This window comes from Pseudomonas benzopyrenica (genome assembly GCF_036884265.1).
Taxonomy (GTDB): Bacteria; Pseudomonadota; Gammaproteobacteria; order Pseudomonadales; family Pseudomonadaceae; genus Chryseomonas; species Chryseomonas benzopyrenica.
In genome coordinates, this window is record NZ_CP145723.1 from 3,892,501 (window position 1) to 3,915,908 (window position 23,408).

Genomic DNA, 23,408 nt, shown 5'->3' on the forward strand with positions numbered 1-23,408 from the left:
TCATGACTATCTCCTGCGGGTCGCCAAGCACCTTAGCACTGCGCAGCCTGCCGTGCGCTGTTTCGCAGCAGGACCGCTTCAGGCGCCGCTTCAGGGCACGAAAACTGAGCAAGTGGTCAGGTTTGGTGCCGCGCCAGGCATCTGAAATTTTCCAGAATCCTTATACAAGGCGTTGAAAAATAACTATTTTCGCCCGCCCACCGGAGCTTGGCGTCGATCTTGCTGAGCACGGCGAACGCTGTACATAACGAGAAAGCACTTCCAGGAGCCTACATGCGCAAGATCCTAACCACCGCGCTGCTGACCACCAGCCTGCTCGCAGCCGGTGTCGCCAACGCCGCAGACAGTCCACTGCTGTGGCATGGTGAAAGCCTCACCTATCTATATGGCAAGGATTTCCGGGTCGATCCCCGTATCCAGCAGACCGTCACCTTCGAGCATGCCAGCAGTTGGATCTGGGGCGATCTCTTCCTCTTCGTCGACAGCATCTGGTTCAACGGCGCGACCAATGCCAGCGACGGCCATCAAGGCTTCTATGGCGAACTCAGTCCACGACTGTCCTTTGGCAAGCTGTCCGGCCGGGATCTTTCCTTTGGCCCGGTCACCGATGTGCTGCTCGCCACCACACTGGAATACGACCAGAACGATGGCGAGGGCGCCGGCCGTGATCAGCGCAACTACCTGGTCGGTCCGGGTTTCGACCTCAAGGTGCCGGGCTTCGACTACTTCCAGCTGAATCTCTATTACCGCAAGCCGGATGGCGGCAGTGCGCCTTCGGGTGCCTGGCAGCTCACGCCGGTATGGGCCTACACCCTGCCCCTGGGCAATTCGGATCTGCTCATCGATGGCTACATGGACTGGGTGATGAACAACAAGGGTAGCTACCACGCCAACCTGCACTTCAATCCACAGGTCAAGTACGACCTGGGCAAGGCCATGGGGTACGAAGCCAAGCACCTTTATGTGGGTACCGAGTATGACTACTGGTCGGACAAGTACGGCATCAAGGACAGCGAGGGATTCCGTACCGACCAGAGCGTTTTCAGCTTCCTGGTGAAGTATCAGTTCTAGTCCGGCCAGACCCACTTGCGGCGCTGCGGTCGCTTTCCAGGCCAGCAGCGCCGCCGCGAGGTAATCACCATGACCAGTCCCGTCCGCGATGATCTGCTCTATGGCCTGGACGAACGTCCGGCCCCGTTCGCTGCCTTTTGCGCTGCCCTGCAGCACGTCCTGGCGAGCTTCGTGGGGATCGTTACTCCACCGCTGATCATTGCCGGGGCTCTGGGTCTGCACGAGCACCTGCCCTACCTGATCAGCATGGGGCTGATGGTATCGGGCGTCGGCACCTTTCTGCAGGCCCGCGGTGCCGGTGGGCTGGGGGCGGGCATGATCTGCCTGCAGGGCACCAGTTTCTCCTTTCTGTCCGCGGTGCTGGCAGCTGGGATGCTGGTCAAGCAGCGCGGCGGGACACCGGAGGACATCCTGGCGATGATCTTTGGCGTCTGCTTCTTTGGCGCCTTCGTGCAGATCGGCCTGAGTCGCTGCCTGGGCCTGTTGCGCCGGGTGATCACGCCACTGGTGACCGGCATCGTCATCACCCTCATCGGCATCAGCCTGATCAGGGTGGGCGTCACCGATCTCGGCGGGGGCGCCAAGGCCACCAACTTCGGCGCGCCGATCAACCTGGCCCTCGGCGGCCTGGTCCTGGTGGTCATCATCGGCCTGAACCTGTCGCGGCGACCCTGGTTGCGGCTGTCGGCGGTGATGATCGGCCTGCTGGTGGGCTCCCTCGCCGCCTGGACCTGCGGCCTGTTGAAACCTCAGCCGCTGCCGGACCTGCCTCTGGTCAGCGTCCCCCTCCCCTTCCATTTCGGCTTCGCCTTCGACTGGTCGGCTTTCCTACCGGTCGCGCTCATCTATCTGATCAGCACCCTGGAAACCACCGGCGACCTGACCGCCAACTGCCTGATCTCGCGGCAGCCCATCGAAGGCCCCGGCTATCTGCGACGGTTGCGGGGCGGGGTCCTGGGTGATGGCGTCGCCTGCCTGCTCGCCGCCACCTTCAATACCTTTCCCAGCACCACCTTCGCGCAGAACAACGGGGTGATCCAGCTGACCGGCGTGGCCAGCCGCCATGTCGGCTACTGGATAGGCGCCATCCTGCTGGCGCTGGGCCTGTTCCCCGTGCTGGGCGCCATCCTGCAGCAGATTCCCAAGCCGGTGCTGGGCGGTGCGACCCTGGTGCTGTTCGGCAGTGTCGCCGCGGCTGGGATACGGCTGCTGGCGCACTGCACCCTGGATCGCCGCAGCCTGCTGATCATCGCCACCTCCCTTGGCGTGGGTCTCGGTATCGCCAGCCAGCCGACGCTGCTGGATCAACTGCCGCCACTGGTGAAGAATCTCTTCGACACCGCGATCACCAGCGGCGGCATCACCGCCATCCTGCTCAACCTGTTGCTGCCCGAGGAGCGCCGCGCCGCGGTGACGGAATGCAGCTCGCCAGCGCCACACCGGTAAAAGAGCCCTTGTGCCCAGGGCGGCGGGTACGCTATTGATGCCTGCCGCGCCTTTGGATCCTGCAGTTGTCATGACCCCTCTCGTACCCGCCCATCACGCCGGCCAGGACAAGCCGGCCGGACGCATCCGGCAGAAGAATGAGGAGTCGATCCTGAGCGCGGCGGAGGAGGAGTTCGCCCGCCATGGCTTCAAGGGCACCAGCATGAACACCATCGCGCAACGCGTCGGGCTGCCCAAGGCCAATCTCCATTACTACTTCAACAACAAGCTCGGCCTCTATATGGCGGTGCTGGGCAACATCCTCGAACTCTGGGACAGCACCTTCAACCACCTGACCGTGGAAGACGACCCCGCCGAGGCCCTGAGCCGCTATATCCGCGCCAAGCTGGAGTTTTCGCGCCGTCAACCGCTGGCCTCGCGGATCTTCGCCATGGAGATCATCGGCGGCGGTCACTGCCTGTACGAGTATTTCGATCAGGACTACCAGACCTGGTTTCGCAGCCGGGCGGCGGTGTTCGAAGCCTGGATCGCGGCCGGCAAGCTGGATCCGGTGGATCCGGTCCATCTGATCTTCCTGCTGTGGAGCAGCACCCAGCACTATGCCGATTTCGCCAGCCAGATCTGCCAGGTGACCGGTCGCACCCGTCTGACTCGGCAGGATTTCGACGAGGCGGCGCGGACCCTGACCCATGTCATCCTCAAGGGACTGGGTCTCCAGGCACCATGACCTCTATCCTGATCCAGGATGCCGCCTTCGAAGAAGAGGTGCGCAAGAGTCGTTTCCTCGCCCTCGCCGCACCCGTCACCACGGTGGAGGCGGCCATGGCTTTCATCGAGCGCGTGAGCGTGCCGACCGCGACCCACAATTGCTGGGCCTGGAAGCTCGGCAATCAGTACCGCTTCAATGACGACGGCGAGCCCGGCGGCACGGCGGGCCGGCCCATCCTGGCCGCCATCGAGGGGCAGGATTGCGACCAGGTGGTAGTGGTGGTCATCCGCTGGTACGGCGGCATCAAGCTGGGTACCGGTGGCCTGGTACGCGCTTATGGCGGTTGCGCCGCCCGTTGCCTGCAGCAGGCGGCCAAGCAGCCGCTGGTGGTGCGGCAGGATTATGGCTTCGCCTGTACCTATGCGGAATGGCCGCTGATCAAGGCCCGCTTGGCAGGCCTGGCGGTGCTGGTGCTCGAAGAGGATTACCAGGCGCTGGAAATCGCCCTGCGGATTGCCGTGGAGCCGCAACGGCGCGACGAGGCGGCGACTCTGCTGAGCAACCTGAGCAGCGGCCGTATCGTCCTGCGCGCACTTTAGCGGCACGACCTTTGCTGTCCGGTGGTGCACGCCCTTCCGATTCGCACCGCCCTGGCGCATCCCTGCGCTAATCCGCCGTTGCGCTCTGTCTGGCGGCAAGACTGAACCTGCCGAGAGCTGCCAGGCGCCCCAAAAACGCGCATCAGGCATCCGCCAGGCATGTTTTTGGTGCAACCCTTTGCGACGACTGCCCTGATGAACGAATTGCCTTCTGCCGTGGCGACCCTGGTCCACAGTGCCAATACCCTGTTCTTGCTGCTGGGCGCCGTGATGGTGCTGGCCATGCACGCCGGTTTCGCCTTTCTCGAAGCCGGCACCGTGCGGCACAAGAACCAGGTGAACGCCCTGTCCAAGATCCTCGCCGACTTCGCCATTTCCACCCTGGTGTACTTCTTCGTCGGCTACTGGATCGCCTATGGCGTGACTTTTTTCGCCCCCGCCCAGGTGCTGACCGCCGACAGCGGCTACGGACTGGTGAAGTTCTTTTTCCTGGCGACCTTCGCCGCGGCCATTCCGGCGATCATTTCGGGCGGCATCGCCGAACGGGCGCGCTTCGTGCCACAGCTCTGCGCCACCGCGCTGATCGTGGCCTTCGTCTATCCGTTTTTCGAAGGCCTGATGTGGAACAACAATCTCGGCCTGCAGGATAGGTTCGAAGCGCTGTTCGGTGCGCGCTTCCATGATTTCGCCGGCTCCGTGGTGGTGCACGCCATGGGCGGCTGGCTGGCGCTGGCCGCGGTGATGCTGCTGGGTCCCCGTCAGGGTCGCTATCGCGAAGGTCGGCTGGTGGCCTTTCCGCCGTCGAACATTCCCTTCCTGGCGCTGGGCTCCTGGATCCTGATCGTCGGCTGGTTCGGCTTCAATGTGATGAGCGCCCAGAACCTGGCCGGCGTCAGTGGCCTGGTGGCCCTGAATTCGCTGATGGCCATGGTCGGCGGGACGGCTGCTGCCCTGCTCCTGGGACGCAACGATCCCGGCTTCCTGCACAACGGCCCCCTGGCGGGCCTGGTCGCCATCTGCGCGGGCTCTGATCTGATGCATCCCATCGCGGCGCTGGGGACCGGCCTGGTGGCGGGGGCCCTGTTCGTCTGGGCCTTCACCGCGGTGCAGACACGCTGGAAGCTGGACGATGTCCTGGGGGTCTGGCCGCTGCACGGCCTCTGCGGCGCCTGGGGCGGCATCGCCTGCGGCCTGTTCGGCCAGACCGCGCTCGGCGGTCTGGGTGGGGTGAGTCTGCTGGCGCAGCTGGCCGGCACCGGGTTGGGAATTGTCGTCGCCCTGCTCGGTGGCCTGGCGGTGTACGGACTGCTCAAGGCGGTGCTGGGTCTGCGTCTGAGTCAGGAAGAGGAATACCAGGGCGCCGACCTGTCGATCCATCGCATCGCCGCCAACAGTCACGACGGCTAGCCGCCCAGGTTACCCACAGGGACCGTGCACAGTGATGTGGATAACCCGTGCATGAAATCATGAGAACGCCACAGGGACCGGTCTGGCGGCGACTGGTGAAGAAATGAACACACAGCCAGTGTCGTGGCAGAGACCAGAGACGGCGGGACTCAGGTAGCCCACTGGCGAGCGGAGTCGGTAGAGTAGGCGACCCTTTCCCCAGGAGCGCTCCATGCCCGCCCTTTCGACCCTGCTGCCCTGGCTGCGCGAGGTGGACCGCACCACCCTGAAGGCGGATCTGGGTGCGGGTCTCCTGGGCGCGGTGCTGGCGTTGCCCCAGGGCGTGGCCTTCGCCACCCTGGCCGGACTGCCACCGCAATATGGCGTCTATGGCGCGGTGGTGCCCTGCATTATTGCTGCCCTGGCAGGCTCCAGTCGCCATGTGGTGACCGGTCCGACCAACGCCAACTCCCTGGCCCTGCTGGCAGCGCTGTCACCGCTGGCGCTCGCCGGCTCTGGTCCCTATATCGATCTGGCCCTGGCGGTGACCCTGCTGGTCGGCCTGCTGCAATTGACGGTGGGTGCCCTGCGCCTCGGCGCGGTGGCCAACTTTATCTCGCCCTCGGTGCTGCTCGGCTTCATGAGTGGCGCCGCCGTGCTGATCGGGCTCTATTCGCTCAAGGACCTGCTCGGACTGTCGCCGCCGCTGGGCACCTCGGCCTTCGGCGTCCTCGGCTATGTGCTCGCCCATCCCCTGGCGATCCACTGGCCCTCGCTGGTCATCGGTGTGGTGACCCTGGTCGCCACCCTGCTGTTGCGCCGGCTGCGCCCGCGCTGGCCGACCATGCTGCTGGGCCTGCTGGCTGGTTGCCTGAGCGCCTGGATTCTGGAGCGCAGCGTGGTGGGCGCGGCTCAGGGGATCGCCACGGTCGGACGGATCCCCTCGGCGCTGCCGCCCTTCCATCTGCCCGACGTCACTCTGCAGGATCTGGGCAATCTCTCCGGGATCGCTGTGGCCCTGACCCTGGTGGCCCTCGGGCAGTCGCTGTCGATCGCCAAGGCGGTGGCCCAGCGCTCTGGACAGCGGCTGGACGTCAATCGCGAATTCCGTGGCCAGGGCCTGGCCAACCTGGTGGGCGGCTGCTTTTCGGCCTATGTCTCCTGCGGCTCGCTGAATCGCTCCATGCCCAATTTCGAAGCCGGCGCCCGCACCCCGCTGGCCGCGGTGTTCGCCGCCCTGCTGGTGGTAGCCCTGGTGGCCTTCGGCGGTGCCCTGATCGCCGCCATTCCGCTGGCGGCCATCGCCGCCACCCTGCTGCTGGTGGCGCGCGGCCTGCTGGACCTGGGTCGCTGGCGCGAGGTGCTGAAGGTCAGCCGTACCGAGGCGCTGGTGGCCGGGGTGACCTTTCTGGCGACCCTGACCATCCCGCTGGACCGCGCCGTGCTGCTGGGCACCCTGGTGTCCCTGGTGGCCTACCTCTATCGCACCTCGCACCCGGCGATCCGCCCGCTGGTGCCGGACCCCCGCACCCCCGAGCGTCGTTTCACCCCGCTGGACGAACTGGGCCAGCCGGCGCAGGAGTGTCCGCAACTCAAGCTGGTGCGGGTGGAAGGCTCGGTGTTCTTTGGCGCGGTGCCCCATGTGGGCGATCAGCTGGACGGCTTTCGCAGCGCCCAACCCGGCCAGAAGCATGCGCTGTTCATGACCAAGAGCATGAATTTCATCGATTTGGCCGGTAACGACCTGTGGCGGCGCGAATGGCGCGAGCGCCGGGCCCTGGGCGGCGATCTCTATTTCCATCGCCCGCGCACGCCGGTGCTGCAGCTGTTCGCCAAGACCGGGTTTCTCAAGGAGCTGGGCGAAGGCCATATCTTCTCGTCCAAGGATCAGGCCTTGCGCAGCATCTATCCGCGGCTGGATCCGGAAGTCTGCCGCAGCTGCACCGCGCGGACCTTCGTCGAGTGCGCGGCGCGCGCGGCGGAGCAGGCGCCAGGCGCGGACGCTGCCCGAACGGACTGCTAAGCTGGCGGTTTCCTTCTGCTGCTGGAGATCTCCATGACCGCCGCCCTGCGTCTCGCTCGCCGCCTCGCCCTGACCGCCCTGCTGTTGCCCGGCCTGGCCCTGGCCCATGGTCATCTCAAAAGCGCCGAGCCCGCCCCCGACAGCACCAGCGCGGCACCGAAGCAATTGAGTCTGAGCTTTTCCGAGGGGATCGAAGCTTCCATGAGTCAGGTGCAGCTGCAACGGCTGGATGGTCAGGCCGGCACGGCGATCACCACCGGCAAGGTCATTTCCGGCCGCGACGAACGCACCCTGGACGTCCCTCTGGAGGCGCCGCTGGAACCGGGTCGCTACCAGGTGAAATGGCGGGTGCTGGCCAAGGACGGGCACAAGACCCAGGGCGACTACCGCTTCACCGTCCAGTAAGGATGGACGGCACACTGGCGACGCCCGATGCCTGGCGTCCCCTCGCCCGTATCCTCTTCCTGCTGCCGCTGCTGCTGACCTGGGGCTATCTGGCGCTGGCACTCTGGCTGGGTCGACCCGCATTGCGTCTCTGGCTGCTGGAACGGGCACGGTCCACCGCCCGCCTGCTGGGTGCACTACTGCTGCTCGGGGTGCTGAGCCTGTTGCCGCTGCAGGCAGCGCTGGTGGGGGATGGCTGGGCGGATACCTTCAACCTGCCCCTATGGCAACTCTATCTGGGCACGGCGGCCGGCCACGGCTGGCGCTGGCAACTGCCGCTGGGCCTGTTGCTGGCCCTGTGGCTGCTGGTGGGGCCCGGGGTCCGCAGCAACCACTGGCTGTGGGGATTCAGTGGCCTGCTGCTGGCCAGTCTGGCCCTGGGTGGCCATGCCGCCGCAACGGCCGGCTGGCTTGGCCTGGCGCACCAGCTGAACCAGGCCCTACATCTGCTCGCGACGGGGCTCTGGCTGGGCAGCCTGCCTGGGGTGCTGCTGTGCCTGGGACGGCCACCGGCCAATCTGAGGGATGACGCCCAGCAGCTGCTGCGCAGCTACTCCCTGCCCGGGCAGATCAGCGTGGCGCTGGCGCTGCTCAGCGGTGCCTTCAACAGCCTGCTGATCCTCGGACCGGACGGCCTGCTGCGTTTGACGCCCTACTCCGGCCTGCTGCTGGCCAAGGTGCTGGCCGTGGCGATCATGGTCGCCCTGGCCCTGGCCAATCGTTACCTGCTGGTGCCTCGATTGGGACGAGGGCCCCGAACATGGCAGCTGCTGCGCCAGGCCACCGCCGTGGAGATCGCCCTGGGGGTGGTTGCCGTGGCACTGGTGGCAGCCTTCTCCGGCCTGGATCCCTATAGCTGAAACCGGGGCGACCGCTGTCGCCCCGGCCCTGCCTCAGAAGTAGACGTTCATGCCCAGGTAGATTTCCTTGCTGCTGTCGAGCTGGCTCGAACCGAGCTTGCTGCCGTCCTGGTCGATGTCCGGCTTGGCGTTGCTGCGCAGGTAGCGATAGCCGGCTTCCAGGGAGGTGCGGTCGTTGACCTGTTGCAGGATGCCCGCCTGGACCCCGGCCACATAGCCGAGGTCGCTGTCGTGGCCGAAGCTGGAACCGTCCTGGGTGACCCGGGCGACGCCCAGGGTCCCGCCACCGAACAGCCTGGTATTGCGGCCCAGGGGATAGAAGGCATCGTAGCTTCCGGTCAGGTCCTGCTGCTTGAGCCTCAGGCCAGCGCTGCTGCCACTGGCCTGGTCGAGGGTGGCGTAGTAGCGACCGGCAGTGTTCTGCTGGCCAAGACGCAGCCCCCAGGTATTGCTGCCGTCGAGGGCACCGTCGGTATCGGGGCTGTTCAAGTTGCGGTCGAGGGCGTGGCTGTTGCTGAAGTTGTCATAGCTCTTGCCATAGGTGAGGCCGGCGAAGTTCTGGGTATCGGCGGCAAACGCCTGATGACTGGCCAGGGCCAGCAGGCCGAAGAGGACGACACGGGATTTCAGGGCGTTCATGGTGAAAAGCTCCTCACGCGATGCGAATACAGCCCGACCGGCTGCGCGGCCATCTTTGGCGGAGGCGGATTAGCGCAGGATTAAGGAGGCTGAATCGAAGCTGAACGCTGAGGCAGGACGCAAGCGTGAACCGGACCGCCCGTTGCAGGCGGCCCGGTTTCTGGAATCAACGCTGACGGTGGTACTCGGTCACGCGCTGCACTTCTTCCTTGGAGCCCAGGAACACCGCCACCCGCTGGTGCAGGCCATCGGGCTGGACGTCGAGGATGCGCTGGTGACCGTTGGTGGCGGCACCACCGGCCTGCTCGACCAGCATGGACATGGGGTTGGCCTCGTACATCAGGCGCAGCTTGCCGGGCTTCTCGGGCTCACGGGCATCACGGGGGTACATGAAGATGCCACCGCGGGTAAGGATGCGATGGACGTCGGCCACCATGGAGGCGATCCAGCGCATGTTGTAGTTCTTGCCCAGGGGACCTTCCTTGCCGGCCAGCAGCTCGTCCACATAACGCTTGACCGGGGCTTCCCAGTGGCGCTGGTTGGACATGTTGATGGCGAATTCGGCGGTGGTCTCGGGGATGGTGATGTCTTCGTGGGTCAGCACGAAGCTGCCCAGTTCGCGATCCAGGGTGAAGCCCTTGACGCCGTCACCCAGGGTCAGCACCAGCATGGTCTGGGGACCGTAGATGGCGTAGCCGGCGGCGACCTGCTCGGTGCCCTTCTGCATGAAGGCTTCTTCGGTCACGTCACCGGTGGTGCTGCTGACGAAGTCCTTGCGCAGGATCGAGAAGATGGTGCCGACGGAGACGTTGACGTCGATGTTGGACGAGCCGTCCAGCGGGTCGAACATCAGCAGGTAGGCGCCCTTGGGATAGTGACCGGGGATCTGGTGAACCTGGTCCATCTCCTCGGAGGCCATGCCGGCCAGGGTGCCGCCCCACTCGTTGGCTTCCAGCAGGATCTCGTTGGACAGCACGTCCAGCTTCTTCTGCACCTCGCCCTGGACGTTCTCGGTGCCCATGCTGCCGAGCACGCCACCCAGCGCCCCCTTGGACACCTCGTAGCTGATGCGCTTGCACGCCCGGGCCACGACTTCGATGAGGAAGCGCAGGTCGGCCGGGGTCTTGTGGCTGCGGGTCTGCTCGATGAGGTAACGACTGAGGGATATCCGGGACATCGCGGTGCTCCTTGTAATGATGGGCGCGAGTGTAGCGCCAAAGCTCAAGCTCCGTCTCAAGCAGAGCGGACCGTCAGGCCAGGTCTGCCAGCCAGTGCCGATTCCGGGTTTCATCAATGGGGTGATGAGACGCTGGACACCGGCGGCCGACAGGGAACGCACACCTAGGGCGCGTCCGGGGTCTCCACGGCCAGCAGTACGCCTCGACCCGCACGGAGATTTTCGGCGCTGGGGTAGACTGCCGAGTCGGGTTCCAGTTCAGGCTGACGGCTGTCCAGCTGTATCAGCCAGTGATGTCCGTCACGTGACGGGGGCAGGCGCAGGTCGATTTCCTCCCGACGTGGCTGGAAGGCCAGCCAGATCCGCGCGGCCTGGGGTTGGTCCTCGCCATCGAGGGCTTCCAGGGTGAGGCTCAGCGGCAGGCTGCCACCGGCCTGCCAGCGGCCGTCTTCCATCGGCGCGCCGTCGCCATCGAGCCATTCGATCCTCACCCAGCCACGGGGATCAGGGCGGCCCAGCAGTCGCTGGGCTTGCAAGGCCGGCAACTGCTGGCGCAGCGCCATGAGGCGACCGACGAAGGCGCTCTGCCGCTGTCCGGCGGGGCTGGCGGCCTGCTGCCAGTCCAGCCAGGACAGTTCGTTGTCCTGTACATAGGCATTGTTGTTGCCCTGCTGGGTGCGGCCGAATTCGTCGCCGGCGGTCAGCATGGGTTCGCCACCGGCGAGGATCAGGGTCGCCAGCAGGGCACGCTGGTCGGCGGCGCGGGCCTCCTGGATGGCCGGATCCTCGCTCGGGCCTTCGACGCCGTCGTTCCAGCTCTTGTTGTCGGTGGTGCCGTCGCGATTCCCTTCGCCGTTGGCTTCGTTGTGCTTCTCGGCGTAGCTGACCAGGTCGGCGAGGGTGAAGCCGTCGTGGGCGGTGATGAAGTTGACGCTGGTGCGCAGCAGGCGATCGCCGGCGCCGAAGAGATCGGCGCTACCGGCCAGGCGGGTGGCCAGGGCGCCACGCAGCCCCTCGTCACCGCGCCAGAAGCGGCGGACGTCGTCGCGGAAGGCGTCGTTCCATTCCTGCCAGGGCGCGCGGAAGGCGCCGACCTGATGCCCACCGGGACCGATGTCCCAGGGTTCGGCCACCAGCCGCACCTGGCGCAACACCGGATCCTGGGCCAGGGCCTGGAGCAGTGGTGCATCGCGATCGAAGCCGCTTTCCAGACGACCGAGCGCGGGCGCCAGGTCGAAGCGGAAGCCATCGACGCCGGCAGCCGTGACCCAATGGCGCAGGCTGTCCAGGGTCAGGCGCAGCGCTGGCGGGCTGTAGAGCGCCAGGCAGTTGCCGCAGCCCATGTCGTTGATATAGCGCGCCGGATCGTCCGGCTGCAGGCGGTAGTAGCCGGCGTTGTCCAGGCCGCGCAGATTGAAGGTGGGGCCCAGTTCGTCACCTTCGCCGGTATGGTTGAAGACCACGTCGAGCAGCACCTCGAAGCCGGCCGCCTGCAGGGTAGCCACCGTCTCGCGTAATTCGCCCAGGGCATCGCGGCCGGCCAGGCGCGGATCGACGGCGGCCATGACCACCGGGTTGTAGCCCCAGTAGTTGGCCAGCCCCAGGGCGGGCAGATGCCGATCGTCGGCCCAGGCAGCGATGGGCAGCAGCTCCAAGGTGGTGACGCCGAGGCGCTGCCAGTGTTCGATCAGCGCGGGATGCCGCAGCGCCGCCAGGGTGCCGCGCTGGCGGGCCGGGACCTTCGGATGCAATTTGGTCTGGCCGCGGACGTGCAATTCGTAGATCAGCCCGGCATCGCGTCGCTTGGGCGCAGGCGTCAGGGCGTCGACGGGCGGCAGGACGATGGCCTTGGGAACATGGGCGCCGCTGTCGCGCTCGTCCGGGCGGTTGGGGTCTTCGGGGTGGAAGCCATAGGTGCTGGGGTGCAGCTGGAAGGGCCGGTCCACCGCCAGCGCCCAGGGGTCCACCAGCAACTTGTGCGCATTGAATCTGAGCCCGTCCTGGGGACGGTAGGCGCCATGGGCGCGCAGGCCGTACCTCAGCCCCGGCTTGGCGCCGGGTAGGAAACCATGCCAGACGCCGCCCTCGTGTTCGCGAAAGGCCAGGCGCTGGCTCTCGGCCTCTCCCTTGGCATCGTAGAGGCAGAGTTCGACCGCTTCGGCGGCCGGGGACCAGACGGCGAAGTTGATCCCGCCGTCGACGAGGGTGGCGCCGTAATGGGCGGGATTGCCCGCTTCGAGGCGGGTGGAGGTGCGGGGCATGGGGACTCCGGTGACGGGCGTGTGGGGCGGATGCTGCAAGGATGTAGACGTCGTGTAAGGCGGGGGTTCTCCATGGGGGGGGTAGGTGATCGCAGCCATGGCGGTCTGCCGAGACGGCCGCTCCGCTCTATGATCGCGGCCATGGGCCGCTCCTACGGATGCCCTGTAGGAGCGGCCCATGGCCGCGATAGACCCTATAACGACTACAGCGCCCTCCAGATCTCCGTGGCGTATTCGCGGATGGTGCGGTCCGAGGAGAACCAGCCCATGCTGGAAGTGTTGATCACCGCCGATTGCCACCACTTGTCCGGCTGCTGCCAGCGGGTCTCAACCAGGCGCTGGGCGTCCCAGTAGGCGTCGAAGTCGGCGCACACCAGGAAGCGATCGTGCCAGGTCAGGACGTCGAGCAGGCTGTTGTAGCGCGCCGGCTCGTCGGGCGAGAACTGGCCGGCGCGCAAACCAGACAGCACCTGCGCCAGGCGCGGCGAATTCTCGATGATGTCAGAGGAGATGCCACCGCTGCGCTGGCGCTCCTCCACCTCGGCCGCCTTGAGACCGAAGATGAACATGTGTTCTTCCCCGATCAGCTCGCACATCTCCACGTTGGCGCCGTCCAGGGTGCCGATAGTGAGAGCGCCATTGAGGCCGAACTTCATGTTGCTGGTGCCCGAGGCCTCCATCCCGGCGGTGGAGATCTGCTCGGACAGGTCCGCCGCCGGGATGATGACCTCGGCGAGGCTGACATTGTAGTTGGGCAGGAAGACCACCTTGAGCAGATCGCGGGTCAAGGGATCGTTGTTGACCACCTTGGCCACGTCATTGGCCAGCTTGATGATCAGCTTGGCCTGGTGATAGCTGGCTGCGGCCTTGCCGGCGAAGATCTTGACCCGGGGCGTCCAGTCGCCGTTGGGGTTGTCGCGGATGGCCTGGTAGAGGGCGATGGTCTGCAGCAGATTCATCAGCTGCCGCTTGTACTCGTGGATGCGCTTGATCTGGACATCGAACAGCGCGCCGGGATCGAGATCGATCTCCAGCCGCTGCTTCACCAGACTGGTGAAGGTGTCCTTGTTGCGCTGGCGCTGCAGGGCGAAGCGCTCGCGGAAGTTGGCGTCATTGGCATAGGGCTTGAGCTGCGGCAGGGTCTTCTCGGGGTCGTGCAGCACACCCTGGCCGAGGGTATCCACCAGCAGGTCGGTGAGCGCCGGATTGGCCTGGTGCAACCAGCGGCGGAAGGTGATGCCATTGGTCTTGTTGTTGATGCGATCCGGATAGAGGCGGTGCAACGAGCGGAAAACCGTCTTGCGCATCAGGTCGGTGTGCAGCCCCGAGACGCCATTGATGCTGTGGGAACCGAGGAAGGCGAGGTTGCCCATGCGCACCCGGCGACCCTGGCTTTCGTCGATCAGGGAGACATAGGAGATCATGGCGCCATCGGTTTCGCCGCGGGCGCGCAGGGAGTCGAGGAACTGCGCGTTGATCAGGTAGATGATCTGCATGTGGCGCGGCAGCAGGCGCTCCATCAGCTGCACCGGCCAGGTCTCCAGGGCTTCGGGCAGGAGGGTGTGGTTGGTGTAGCTGAGGGTGCCGACGGTGGTGCTCCAGGCGGCGTCCCAGGGAATGCCGTGGACGTCCACCAGGAGTCGCATCAGCTCGGCCACGGCGATGGCCGGGTGGGTGTCGTTGAGCTGGATGGACACGTGCTCGGGCAGGCTGAGCAAGTCGTTGTGCTGCTTGAGGTGGCGGCGGGTCAGGTCGGCCAGGGAGGCGGCGACGAAGAAATACTCCTGGCGCAGGCGCAACTCCTGGCCGGCTTCGCTGCTGTCGGCCGGATAGAGCACCCGCGAGATGCTCTCGGCGCGGGCCTCGTTGGCCACGGCGCCGACATGGTCGCCGGCGTTGAAGGTTTCCAGGTGGAGGATCTCCAGCGGTCGGGCGCGCCAGAGTCTCAGGGTATTGGCGCCCTCCCCGCCCCAACCGATCACCGGGGTGTCGTAGGCCACCGCGCGGATGCGCTCGCCGGGCGTCCATACCTGGCGCCGCGGATCGCCTTCGCCATAGGGGGCGACATGGCCGCCAAAGCCGATCTCGTACACCACTTCGGCGCGTTCGAATTCCCAGGGGTTGCCGAAATCCAGCCAGTTTTCCGGCTGCTCCAGCTGGAAGCCATCGGCGATCACCTGGCGGAACAGCCCGTGTTCATAGCGGATGCCGTAGCCATGGCTGGCGATGCCCAGGGTAGCCATGCTCTCCATGAAGCAGGCGGCCAGGCGACCCAGGCCGCCGTTGCCCAGGGCGGCGTCCGGCTCCAGCCCGCGAATGCGTTCCAGATCGACGCCCAGGTCGGCCAGAGCGCGGCGAGTCTCTTCGAGGATGCCGAGGTTGGACAGGCTGTCGATCAGCAGCCGACCGATGAGGAATTCCAGGGACAGGTAGTAAACCCGCTTCTGGCCGGTGCGATAGGCATCGCGGGTGCGACTCATCCAGCGGTCGACGATGTAGTCCCGGGCGGCCAGGGCGGTGGCCTGGAACCAGTCGTGATCGAGGGCGTTGTCGGGATCCTTGCCGACGGCGTAGGTGAGCTTGGAGAGGATGTTGGTACGGAGCGCGGAAACTTCGTTGGGCGAGATGAAGCGGGGTCTCGTCATCAGGATTGACCTCTGCAAGCGCTTAGGAATCAGATCGCGAAGTGGCCGCGGATAATGCGGCGCGTGCCGTTCGCCTTACTTTTAGGCGAAACGTCGGGCACGTCCAAGCTTTTTTCGACACATCAGACGGTTAGCCATCTCTCCTCTCCGCTCTCTAGCCCGAGGTTTTCATCATGCGCAAGACCCTGCTCATCACCGGTGCGAGTCGCGGTATCGGCCGTGCCACGGCCCTCAGCGCCGCCGCCCGCGGCTGGAATGTCGCCTTCAACTATCGCCAGGACGAGGCCGCGGCCCAGGCCACCCTGGCCGAGATCGAAGCCCTTGGCGCGGAAGGGTTGGCCGTGCGCGCCGACGTCGCCGATGAAGCCGAGGTGGTGGCGCTGTTCGAGCGCACGGTGGAACGCTTCGGCGGGCTGGACGGCTTCGTCAACAACGCCGGCATCGTCGACCACTCGCAGCCGCTGGTGGAGATGAGCGCCGAGCGCTTGCGACGGATGTTCGAGGTCAACGTCTACGGCGCCTTTCTCTGCGCCCGCGAGGCGGCCCGTCACCTGTCCCGCGAACGGGGCGGCCGCGGTGGTGCCATCGTCAACGTCTCGTCCATCGCCGCACGGCTGGGCTCGCCCAACGAATATGTCGACTACGCCGCCAGCAAGGCGGCGCTGGACACCCTGACCCTCGGTCTGGCCAAGGAACTCGGTCCGCACGGGGTAAGGGTCAACGCGGTGCGACCGGGCGTGACCCTCACCGACATCCATGCCAGCGGTGGCCAGCCGGGGCGTGCCGAGCGCCTGGGCGTGACCACACCGTTGGGGCGTGCGGGTGACGCCGAGGAAATCGCCGCCGGCATTCTCTGGCTGCTGTCGGACGAAGCCTCCTACACCACCGGCGCCCTGCTGGACATCGGTGGTGGGCGCTAGGGCCTAGTTCCGCCGGGGCGTAAGGGCATTGAGCACCTGCTGCGACAGCGCATGGTAGAGCGGCACCGGCATCAGCCAGCCGGAGACGGCGGCGGCCAGCAGGCAGGCCGCCAGCACCGGCAGCGCCATGTCCGGGCTGTGGGCCAGCTCCAGGGTGATGACCGTGGCGGTCAGCGGGGTGCGGGTGACCCCGGCCAGGTAGGCGGCCAGCCCCAGCAGGGCGCACTGGGGCAGACTCATGCCCGGCAGCCAATCGACCAGCCAGGGCCCCAGGGCCGCACCGACCGCCAGGGAGGGCGAGAACAGACCGCCCGGCACCCCGGCGAGGTAGGAAACGACGTTGGCGAGGAATTTCCACAGCAGGAAGTCGCCCCCGGTCACGGGTTCGCCGGCCAGGATGGCGTGGGTTTCGGCGTAGCCGGTGCCGAATACGTGCTGGCCGGAAAGCAACCCCAGCGCCGCCAGCACCAGTCCACAAGCGGCGGCGAAAGCCACCGGACGCCGCCCGCGCAGGGCGTTTAGGCGCCCCAACCAGCCCTGGTCGGTGGGCAGCACCAGGCGACCGTAGCAGCCGCCCAGCAGTCCGCCGACGACCCCGATGACGGCCACGCCGATCCAGCCCAAGCCCCAGGTCAGGCGCAGATCCAGGGCGCCGAGGTAGCTGTAGGGGCCGACGATACCCAGGGTGACGATGCCGCCGAGCAGTACGGCGGTGAGCACCAGGCCGCTGAAACGCTGCTCGAAGGTGTGAGTCAGCTCCTCGATAGCGAAGACCACCCCGCCTAGGGGGGTGTTGAAGGCCGCGGCAATTCCGGCGGCACCGCCGGCGAGGATGAGTCCGGACAGGGTGCGGCGCCCGTGCAACCCGAGGCGCTTGCCGAAGCCATAGAGCAGGGCCGCGCCGACATGCACGGTGGGCCCTTCACGCCCCACCGAGCCGCCCACCAGCAGGGCACCGGCAGTGAGCAGCAGCTTGGCGAGGGCGATGGGCGGCGCGAGCAGGCGCGCGCGCAGGTCCGCTTCGGGTCGTTCGAGGGTGGCGATGACCTGGGGAATGCCGCTGCCGCGGGCATCGCGCAGCGCGCCTTGCGTCAGCCAGACCAGCAACGCAAAACCCAGGGGCGTCACCAGCCAAGGCCAGATCGCACTGTGCTGCAGCATCTTCTGAAAGAGGCCGAAGGAGGCATCGGCCAGCCAGGCGAAGGCCAGACCGGCCAGACCCACCAGCACCGCGCCGACCCAGAAGGCGATGCGCTGGCGCCACTCGCGCAACCGACGGCGCCGGCGATGGCGCAGCAGATGCAGCCGACGGCGGGCGGCGACTTCGGGATCGGTATCGGGAAAGACGGGATCGGACATGGACAAGGGGCCACCAGGAGGCAGGAACCTCCCAGTGTAACCTCTTGTTACAGCTGTGTTGCCAGGCTCTGGATCAGGCCGCGGGCACCAGCTCGGTGGCGGCTTCGTTGCGCTTGAGCACCGCGTAGATCACGCCGGTCACCAGACTGCCGGCCGCGATGGCCGCCAGGTACAGCCAGGCATGGCTGATGGCGTTGGGGATCAACAGCACGAAGAGGCCACCGTGGGGCGCCATCAGCTTGCAGTTGAACAGCATCACCAGGGCGCCGGTGAGGGCGCCGCCAATGACGCTGGCCGGGATCACCCGCAGCGGGTCCTTGGCGGCGAAGGGAATCGCGCCCTCGGAGATGAAGCACAGGCCCAGCACCGACGCCGCCTTGCCCGCCTCGCGCTCGCTCTGGGCGAACTTGTGCCGCGCCAGCAGGGTGGCGATACCCATGCCGATGGGCGGCACCATGCCGGCCGCCATGGTGGCGGCCATAGGCCCGTAGGTCTTGGACGCCAGCAGGCCGACGGTGAAGGCATAGGCGGCCTTGTTGATCGGGCCGCCGAAGTCGATGCACATCATGGCGCCGAGGATCAGGCCGAGCAGCACGGCGTTGCTGGTACCCAGGTTGTTGAGGAAGTCGGTGAGTCGACTGAGGGCGCCGGCCACCGGGGTGCCGACCAGGTAGATCATCACCAGGCCGACGATGAGGCTGGCGAACAGCGGGATGATCAGGATCGGCTTGAGCGCCTCGACGCTGGCCGGCAGCTTGACGTGCTGGGCGATGGCCTTGGCCACGTAGCCCGCCAGGAAGCCGGCGATGATGCCGCCGATGAAGCCACTGCCCAGGCTGGCCGCCAGCCAGCCGCCGATCATGCCGGGAGCGAGGCCTGGCCGGTCGGCGATGGAATAGGCGATATAGCCGGCTAGTACCGGGACCATCAGCTTGAAGGCCGATTCGCCACCGATCTGCATCAGCGCCGCGGCCAGGGTGCCCTGTTCCTTGAAGGCCTCGATGCCGAAGACGAAGGACAGGGCGATCAGCAGACCGCCCGCCACCACCATCGGCAACATGTAGGACACCCCGGTGAGCAGGTGCTTGTAGACGCCCGCGCTTTCCTTCTTTGCGGGTTTGGCGCCCTCGCCCGCCGCTGGCGCAGCACTGCCGGCCAGGGTCTCGCCCTCGGCCAGCGCCTTCTTGATGGTCGCCTCGGGTTGCTTGAGGGCGACCCCGGTGCCGCAGCGATAGACGCGCTTGCCGGCGAAGCGCTCGACATTGACCTCGATGTCGGTGGCCAGCAGCACCACGTCGGCCTCGCGAATGGCCTCGGCCGGCAGCGGATTGCGCGCCCCTACCGAGCCCTGGGTTTCCAGGTGCAGGCGATAGCCGAGCTTCTTGGCCGCGTTCTGCAGCGCCTCGGCGGCCATGAAGGTGTGGGCGACACCGGTCGGGCAGGCGGTGATGGCCACCAGCCGCGGCGTCTCGCTGGCACTGGCCGGTACGCTCGGCGCAGCGCCGCTGGCCGCCGGAGCCTGTTCCAGCACCTTGGCTTCGCTGGCGGCGCGTTGCAGGAAGGCATCGACGTCGCGCAGGGCTTCGGCCGGCGCGGCGCGATAGACACGCTTGCCGACGAAGCGGGACAGGTCGACCGCTCCGGTATGGACCACCACCACCAGTTCGGCGCGCGCCACCTGATCGTCGGTCAGCAGGGTGGCCTCGGGGCCGTCGTGGATCTCGACGCTGGTGGTCCAGCCGCGGCGCTGGGCGGCGGCGTCCAGCAGGCGCGCGCTGAGCACGCTGGTGACCATGCCGGTCGGGCAGGTCGTGACGATGGCGATGTTCATGGGGTTACCCCTGATTCTTGTTCTAGCGGAAAGTCGGGAAGGACGCGTACCCGCACCTGGTCTTCGAAGGTGGCGAGTTGCGCGGGATCATTGATGCCGAAGCCGATCTGGGTGACCGCCAGGGCCGCGATGGCAGTGGCCGTGGTCAGGGTGCGCTCCGGCGACTGGCCGGTGAGCAGGCCGTGCAGCATGCCGGCCAGCAGGGAATCCCCCGCCCCGACAGTGCTGGCCACCGTGACCTTGGGCGGCTGCGCCTCCAGGGTCTGGGCGCCATACCAGCGCACGCCATCGGCGCCCTGGGAGATCACCAGGTGCTCGATGCCCAGCGCACGCAGCTGTTCGACCAGCAGCGCCTGCTCGGTGGCGGTCTCGGCGGGTGCACCGCAGGCCTCGGCAAGTTCCTCGGTATTGGGCTTGATCAGCCAGGGACCGGCGGCCAGGGCGGCGCGCAGGGCGGCGCCACTGGTATCCAGCGCCACCGGCAGGCCCAGCGACTTGAGGCGCCCGACCAGGGCGGCCAGCCACTCGGGGGTCACCCCGCGCGGCAGGCTGCCGGCCACCACCACGGCATCGTGGCCAGGGGCCAGGCGATCGAGGGTTTCGAGCAATTCCTGCTGGGCGGCGGCGGACACCTCCGGGCCAGGCCCGTTGATATCGGTGATGCGGCCAGCGGCTTCGGCCAGCTTGAGGTTGCTGCGGGTCTCACCCGGCACCCGCACGAAGGCGTCGGTGAAACCGCGACGGGCGAACAGGGCCTCGAAGGCGGCCGCATTGTCGGCACCGAGAAAGCCGCTCACCGTCAGGTGGTGGCCGAGATCGGCCAGCACCTGGGCGACGTTGATGCCCTTGCCGGCGGCATGGACGATCACCGCCTCGCTGCGATTCACCGCGCCGGGTTTGAGCTCCGGCACCTGGACGGTGAGGTCCAGCGCCGGGTTGAGGGTCAGGGTGAGGATACGGCTCATCGCAGGGCCTCCACGCTCTGCCGCACTTCGGCAGCGGTACCCAGCTCCAGGGCGCGCGCGGCGCAGGACTGCACCCGACGCAGCTCCAGTTCACGGACCCGGGCCTTGACCAGGGGCACGCTGCGGGCCGAGACCGACAGCTCGTCGACGCCCAGGCCGACCAGTACCGGCACCGCCAGGGGATCGGCGGCCAGCTCGCCGCAGACGCCGACCCACTTGCCATGGGCATGGGCGGCACGCACCGTCATGTCGATGAGGCGCAGCACGCTGGGGTGCAGGCCGTCGGCCTCGCCGGACAGCAGCGGATGGCCGCGGTCGATGGCCAGGGTGTATTGCGTCAGGTCGTTGGTGCCGACGCTGAAGAAGTCCACTTCCGGGGCCAGCACCGGGGCCAGCAGCGCAGCCGAGGGCACCTCGATCATGATGCCGACCTGCAGGTCGGTGGTGGGGATTTCCTGGCGCAGGCGGTCGAGGATGTCACGCGCCTGGCGCCATTCCTCGACCCGGCCGATCATGGGGAACATGATCCGTAGCGGGCGGCCATCGGCCGCCTTGAGCAGAGCGCGCAGCTGGGTTTCCAGCAGTTCCGGGCGGCGCAGGGTCAGGCGAATCCCGCGAATGCCGAGGAAGGGATTCTCTTCCGGCGGCAGCGGCAGATAGGGCAGCGGCTTGTCGCCACCGACGTCTAGGGTACGCACCACCAGTGGCTTGCCGGCCAGGCCATCGAGGGCGCGGCGGTATTCCGCTTCCTGGGCGGCTTCGTCGGGTGCACTGTCATGGCTCATGAACACCAGTTCGGTCCGCAGCAGGCCGACGGCTTCGGCGCCCTGCTCCACCGCGGCGGCGGCCTGGGCGGTGTCGCCCAGGTTCACGGCGATCTCGACGTGGTGGCCGTCACAAGTGGTGGCGCTTTCGAAACGGCGGGCCTCGGCGGCGCGACGGCGCTCGGCCTGGACCTCGCGCTCGCGCTGCACGGCGTCGATACGACTGGCATCCGGGGCGATTTCCAGGGTGCCCTTGTCGCCATCCAGCAGCAATACGCTGCGCGGCGCCAGATCCAGCACGCGGCGACCGGCGCCGACGATGGCCGGAATGCCCAGGGCGCGGGCGACGATGGCGCTGTGGGAGCTGGCACCGCCACGGGCGGTGAGGATGCCACAGACGCGCTCGCGATCCAGTCGGGCCACATCGCCCGGGCCGACCTCGTCCATCACCAGCACATAGGGTTCTTCGGGTTCACGGGCGGATTCGACGCCGCACAGCTGGGCTAGTACCCGGCGACCGACGTCGCGCAAATCGGCGGCGCGTTCGGCGAGCAGTTTGTCGTGCAGGGCTTCCTGCTGGCTGGCCGCCTCCTCGATCTGGGCGTCCCAGGCCGCGGCGGCGCTGGCGTTGGCCTTGAGCCGGGCGGCGATGCCCTGCTGCAGATCCGGATCTTCCAGCATCTCCAGGTGGGTCAGGAAGATCTCGCGCAGGGCACTGGCCTCGCTGCGCGCGATGAGCGCCTCGATGTCGGCGCGTACCGCAGCCAGGGCCGCATCCAGCCGCTGGCGTTCGGCGGCAGCGCCTGCGCCGGTGGCCGGATAGTCGAAGTGCTGGGGCGCCACCACATGGGCCGGGCCCACGGCCAGGCCGGGGGCGGCGGCCACGGCCTGAGCGCGATCGCCCGGGGCCAGCGGCAGTTGTTCGGACGGGTCCACCAGGCTGATGGCGGTGACCCGGGCGGCACCGGCGGGGGCCGGGGCACTGGCGGTGACCGGTTCCACCTCTTCACCGAGACCGGCCTGCACGGCGCCGATCAGATAGTTGAGCGCGGCCGCGGCCGGGGTACCGGGTTCGACGAGGAATTCCAGGGTCTGGCCACGCCGGGCACCCAGCGCCAGCAGCCGCGACAGACTCTTGGCCGAGACCGGGGCGCCGCCATCGACGCGCACGCGGATCTCGCCGTCATAGGCCTTGGCCAGCCGCGCCAGCTCCTTGGCCGGACGGGCGTGCAGGCCATGGGCATTGGCCAGCACCACCTGGGCGCTGGGCCAGTCGGGGGCGACTTCGCCGCCCAGGGCTTCGAGCACAGCGCGGCGGGAGGTGGCCTGGGCCAACTCCTGGCCACGACCGGCGACGAGCAGATCGCAGAGGCGTTCGAGCAGGGCGCGATGGCCCTCGCCCAGGCTGGCCAGGCAGAACAGGCCACGCACCGGCTGCTCCTGCAGCTGCAAGGTCTGCAGCGGGGTGACGAAGGCCAGGCCGGGGCGCTTCACCGCGGTCTCGCTGTTCAGCCACCAGAGGCCGTCGCCCAGGGGCAGCGGCTGGCTGGCCTGCAGGGCACCGGCGAAGCCGGCACCCACGCATTCCATGTGCTTGAGCATGCGCGCACCCTGCCAGGCCAGGTCTTCCAGGTCCTCGGCGTCGATGGCCAGCTGCACCAGTTCTTCGTCCAGGGCCAGCGCCTGGGGCGCCCCCTGCAGCAGGTCGAGGATCTGCTGGGGCTCGCGGGCCTCGCGCAGGGCCTGCTGCAGGTCGCTCTCGCCCAGGGCGCGGGTCAGCAGCTGCAGGATGCGCAGGTGTTCGTCGGATTTGGCGGCGATGGCGATGGCCAGGTAGGTCAGCTGACCGTCGCCCCAGTCCACCCCGTGCGGGAATTGCATCATCCGCACGCCGGTGACATGCACCTGGTCGCGGGTCTGCGGCGTACCATGGGGAATGGCGATACCCTGGCCGAGGTAGGTGGAGCCCTGGGCCTCGCGGGCCTTGAGCCCTTCGAGATAACCCGGGGCGACCAGGCCATCGGTCACCAGGGACTCGGCGAGCATGGCCAGGGCGGTCGCCTTGTCCGGCGCCTGCTGGGCCATGCGGATATGCTGGGCATTGAGTTCGAACATGGAAGGATACCTCCGGCGCCGCGCGCCTGATCCTGGCGCCGTGCCTTTCTTGTAATAGATGCTTGCCGGCTCGCTCAGCCCTGCAATCGCGCCGGAGAGGCGTGGCAGGGCCCTTGGCAGATTCGTGCCAGCCCTCGGACAACAGAAAGCTGAAACGTTTCACCCAATGGGACTGGAACGTTACTCGATAATCG

At 67.3% G+C, this 23,408-nt stretch carries 18 protein-coding genes (1 of these 18 running past the window's edge); 9 read left to right on the forward strand and 9 right to left on the reverse strand.

Annotation, left to right across the window (positions count from 1 at the left end; translation table 11 throughout):
- Positions 1 to 4: the 5' portion of a hypothetical protein gene (locus tag V6W80_RS18530; protein WP_338545044.1), read on the reverse strand. It extends 374 nt beyond the left edge of the window; 4 of the gene's 378 nt are visible here — the first part of the coding sequence; its start codon is at positions 2 to 4; its stop codon lies beyond the left edge, outside the window.
- Between the two features lie 269 nt (positions 5 to 273).
- Between V6W80_RS18530 and V6W80_RS18535 the strand changes: the two genes are divergently transcribed.
- The 8 genes from V6W80_RS18535 to copD all read left to right on the forward strand — a co-directional run bounded on the left by V6W80_RS18535 (position 274) and on the right by copD (position 8,538).
- A complete protein-coding gene (locus tag V6W80_RS18535; protein ID WP_338545045.1) occupies positions 274 to 1,071 on the forward strand; it encodes an outer membrane protein OmpK in 798 nt (265 codons plus the stop codon).
- 69 nt (positions 1,072 to 1,140) lie between these two features.
- A complete protein-coding gene (locus tag V6W80_RS18540; protein WP_093256322.1) occupies positions 1,141 to 2,517 on the forward strand; it encodes a nucleobase:cation symporter-2 family protein in 1,377 nt (458 codons plus the stop codon).
- Positions 2,518 to 2,587: 70 nt separating this feature from the next.
- A complete protein-coding gene (locus V6W80_RS18545; RefSeq protein WP_017640659.1) occupies positions 2,588 to 3,244 on the forward strand; it encodes a TetR/AcrR family transcriptional regulator in 657 nt (218 codons plus the stop codon).
- Complete coding sequence (locus tag V6W80_RS18550) at positions 3,241 to 3,825, forward strand: IMPACT family protein (RefSeq protein ID WP_338545046.1); 585 nt, start codon at positions 3,241 to 3,243, stop codon at positions 3,823 to 3,825. The genes V6W80_RS18545 and V6W80_RS18550 overlap by 4 nt, the downstream gene beginning before the upstream one ends.
- Positions 3,826 to 4,020: 195 nt before the next feature.
- Positions 4,021 to 5,232, forward strand: a complete 1,212-nt coding sequence (locus tag V6W80_RS18555; RefSeq protein ID WP_338545047.1) for an ammonium transporter — start codon at positions 4,021 to 4,023, stop codon at positions 5,230 to 5,232.
- A 211-nt stretch (positions 5,233 to 5,443) separates the two neighbouring features.
- Positions 5,444 to 7,234, forward strand: coding sequence for a SulP family inorganic anion transporter (locus V6W80_RS18560; protein WP_338545048.1), 1,791 nt, complete (start codon positions 5,444 to 5,446; stop codon positions 7,232 to 7,234).
- 33 nt (positions 7,235 to 7,267) lie between these two features.
- The gene (gene copC, locus V6W80_RS18565; protein ID WP_338545049.1) at positions 7,268 to 7,639 is read left to right on the forward strand and encodes a copper homeostasis periplasmic binding protein CopC; all 372 of its coding nucleotides are present in this window, start codon (positions 7,268 to 7,270) and stop codon (positions 7,637 to 7,639) included.
- 2 nt (positions 7,640 to 7,641) lie between these two features.
- On the forward strand, positions 7,642 to 8,538 hold the full coding sequence (copD, locus tag V6W80_RS18570) for a copper homeostasis membrane protein CopD (RefSeq protein WP_338545050.1): 897 nt from the start codon (positions 7,642 to 7,644) through the stop codon (positions 8,536 to 8,538).
- Between the two features lie 33 nt (positions 8,539 to 8,571).
- Here copD and V6W80_RS18575 read toward each other — a convergent pair whose 3' ends face one another.
- The 4 genes from V6W80_RS18575 to V6W80_RS18590 all read right to left on the reverse strand — a co-directional run bounded on the left by V6W80_RS18575 (position 8,572) and on the right by V6W80_RS18590 (position 15,260).
- Complete coding sequence (locus tag V6W80_RS18575; RefSeq protein WP_338545051.1) at positions 8,572 to 9,177, reverse strand: outer membrane protein; 606 nt, start codon at positions 9,175 to 9,177, stop codon at positions 8,572 to 8,574.
- Between the two features lie 166 nt (positions 9,178 to 9,343).
- A complete protein-coding gene (locus V6W80_RS18580; protein WP_007162011.1) occupies positions 9,344 to 10,354 on the reverse strand; it encodes a class 1 fructose-bisphosphatase in 1,011 nt (336 codons plus the stop codon).
- A 164-nt stretch (positions 10,355 to 10,518) separates the two neighbouring features.
- The gene (gene glgX, locus V6W80_RS18585) at positions 10,519 to 12,615 is read right to left on the reverse strand and encodes a glycogen debranching protein GlgX (protein WP_338545052.1); all 2,097 of its coding nucleotides are present in this window, start codon (positions 12,613 to 12,615) and stop codon (positions 10,519 to 10,521) included.
- Positions 12,616 to 12,818: 203 nt separating this feature from the next.
- A complete protein-coding gene (locus V6W80_RS18590; protein WP_257705426.1) occupies positions 12,819 to 15,260 on the reverse strand; it encodes a glycogen/starch/alpha-glucan phosphorylase in 2,442 nt (813 codons plus the stop codon).
- 173 nt (positions 15,261 to 15,433) lie between these two features.
- Between V6W80_RS18590 and V6W80_RS18595 the strand changes: the two genes are divergently transcribed.
- The gene (locus tag V6W80_RS18595) at positions 15,434 to 16,180 is read left to right on the forward strand and encodes an SDR family oxidoreductase (protein ID WP_338545053.1); all 747 of its coding nucleotides are present in this window, start codon (positions 15,434 to 15,436) and stop codon (positions 16,178 to 16,180) included.
- Positions 16,181 to 16,183: 3 nt separating this feature from the next.
- Here V6W80_RS18595 and V6W80_RS18600 read toward each other — a convergent pair whose 3' ends face one another.
- The 4 genes from V6W80_RS18600 to ptsP all read right to left on the reverse strand — a co-directional run bounded on the left by V6W80_RS18600 (position 16,184) and on the right by ptsP (position 23,214).
- Positions 16,184 to 17,539 (reverse strand): chloride channel protein, encoded by a 1,356-nt coding sequence (locus tag V6W80_RS18600; protein WP_338545054.1) that lies wholly within the window; start codon positions 17,537 to 17,539, stop codon positions 16,184 to 16,186.
- 73 nt (positions 17,540 to 17,612) lie between these two features.
- Complete coding sequence (locus V6W80_RS18605) at positions 17,613 to 19,370, reverse strand: PTS fructose-like transporter subunit IIB (protein WP_160923805.1); 1,758 nt, start codon at positions 19,368 to 19,370, stop codon at positions 17,613 to 17,615.
- Positions 19,367 to 20,335: a 1-phosphofructokinase gene (gene pfkB, locus V6W80_RS18610; RefSeq protein ID WP_338545055.1), complete on the reverse strand. Its 969-nt coding sequence runs from the start codon at positions 20,333 to 20,335 to the stop codon at positions 19,367 to 19,369. Before pfkB ends, V6W80_RS18605 begins: the two co-directional genes overlap by 4 nt.
- Positions 20,332 to 23,214, reverse strand: a complete 2,883-nt coding sequence (gene ptsP / locus V6W80_RS18615; RefSeq protein WP_338545056.1) for a phosphoenolpyruvate--protein phosphotransferase — start codon at positions 23,212 to 23,214, stop codon at positions 20,332 to 20,334. Before ptsP ends, pfkB begins: the two co-directional genes overlap by 4 nt.
- Between the last annotated feature and the right edge of the window lie 194 nt (positions 23,215 to 23,408).

Coding starts and splice junctions, on each gene's coding strand:
- copC (WP_338545049.1), top strand. CDS start 7,268: ATGACCGCCGCCCTGCGTCTCGCTCGCCGCCTCGCCCTGACCGCCCTG.
- V6W80_RS18555 (WP_338545047.1), top strand. CDS start 4,021: ATGAACGAATTGCCTTCTGCCGTGGCGACCCTGGTCCACAGTGCCAAT.
- V6W80_RS18580 (WP_007162011.1), bottom strand. CDS start 10,354: ATGTCCCGGATATCCCTCAGTCGTTACCTCATCGAGCAGACCCGCAGC.
- V6W80_RS18600 (WP_338545054.1), bottom strand. CDS start 17,539: ATGTCCGATCCCGTCTTTCCCGATACCGATCCCGAAGTCGCCGCCCGC.
- V6W80_RS18575 (WP_338545051.1), bottom strand. CDS start 9,177: ATGAACGCCCTGAAATCCCGTGTCGTCCTCTTCGGCCTGCTGGCCCTG.
- V6W80_RS18550 (WP_338545046.1), top strand. CDS start 3,241: ATGACCTCTATCCTGATCCAGGATGCCGCCTTCGAAGAAGAGGTGCGC.
- V6W80_RS18560 (WP_338545048.1), top strand. CDS start 5,444: ATGCCCGCCCTTTCGACCCTGCTGCCCTGGCTGCGCGAGGTGGACCGC.
- V6W80_RS18605 (WP_160923805.1), bottom strand. CDS start 19,370: ATGAACATCGCCATCGTCACGACCTGCCCGACCGGCATGGTCACCAGC.
- V6W80_RS18595 (WP_338545053.1), top strand. CDS start 15,434: ATGCGCAAGACCCTGCTCATCACCGGTGCGAGTCGCGGTATCGGCCGT.
- V6W80_RS18545 (WP_017640659.1), top strand. CDS start 2,588: ATGACCCCTCTCGTACCCGCCCATCACGCCGGCCAGGACAAGCCGGCC.
- copD (WP_338545050.1), top strand. CDS start 7,642: ATGGACGGCACACTGGCGACGCCCGATGCCTGGCGTCCCCTCGCCCGT.
- V6W80_RS18590 (WP_257705426.1), bottom strand. CDS start 15,260: ATGACGAGACCCCGCTTCATCTCGCCCAACGAAGTTTCCGCGCTCCGT.
- pfkB (WP_338545055.1), bottom strand. CDS start 20,335: ATGAGCCGTATCCTCACCCTGACCCTCAACCCGGCGCTGGACCTCACC.
- glgX (WP_338545052.1), bottom strand. CDS start 12,615: ATGCCCCGCACCTCCACCCGCCTCGAAGCGGGCAATCCCGCCCATTAC.
- V6W80_RS18540 (WP_093256322.1), top strand. CDS start 1,141: ATGACCAGTCCCGTCCGCGATGATCTGCTCTATGGCCTGGACGAACGT.
- ptsP (WP_338545056.1), bottom strand. CDS start 23,214: ATGTTCGAACTCAATGCCCAGCATATCCGCATGGCCCAGCAGGCGCCG.
- V6W80_RS18535 (WP_338545045.1), top strand. CDS start 274: ATGCGCAAGATCCTAACCACCGCGCTGCTGACCACCAGCCTGCTCGCA.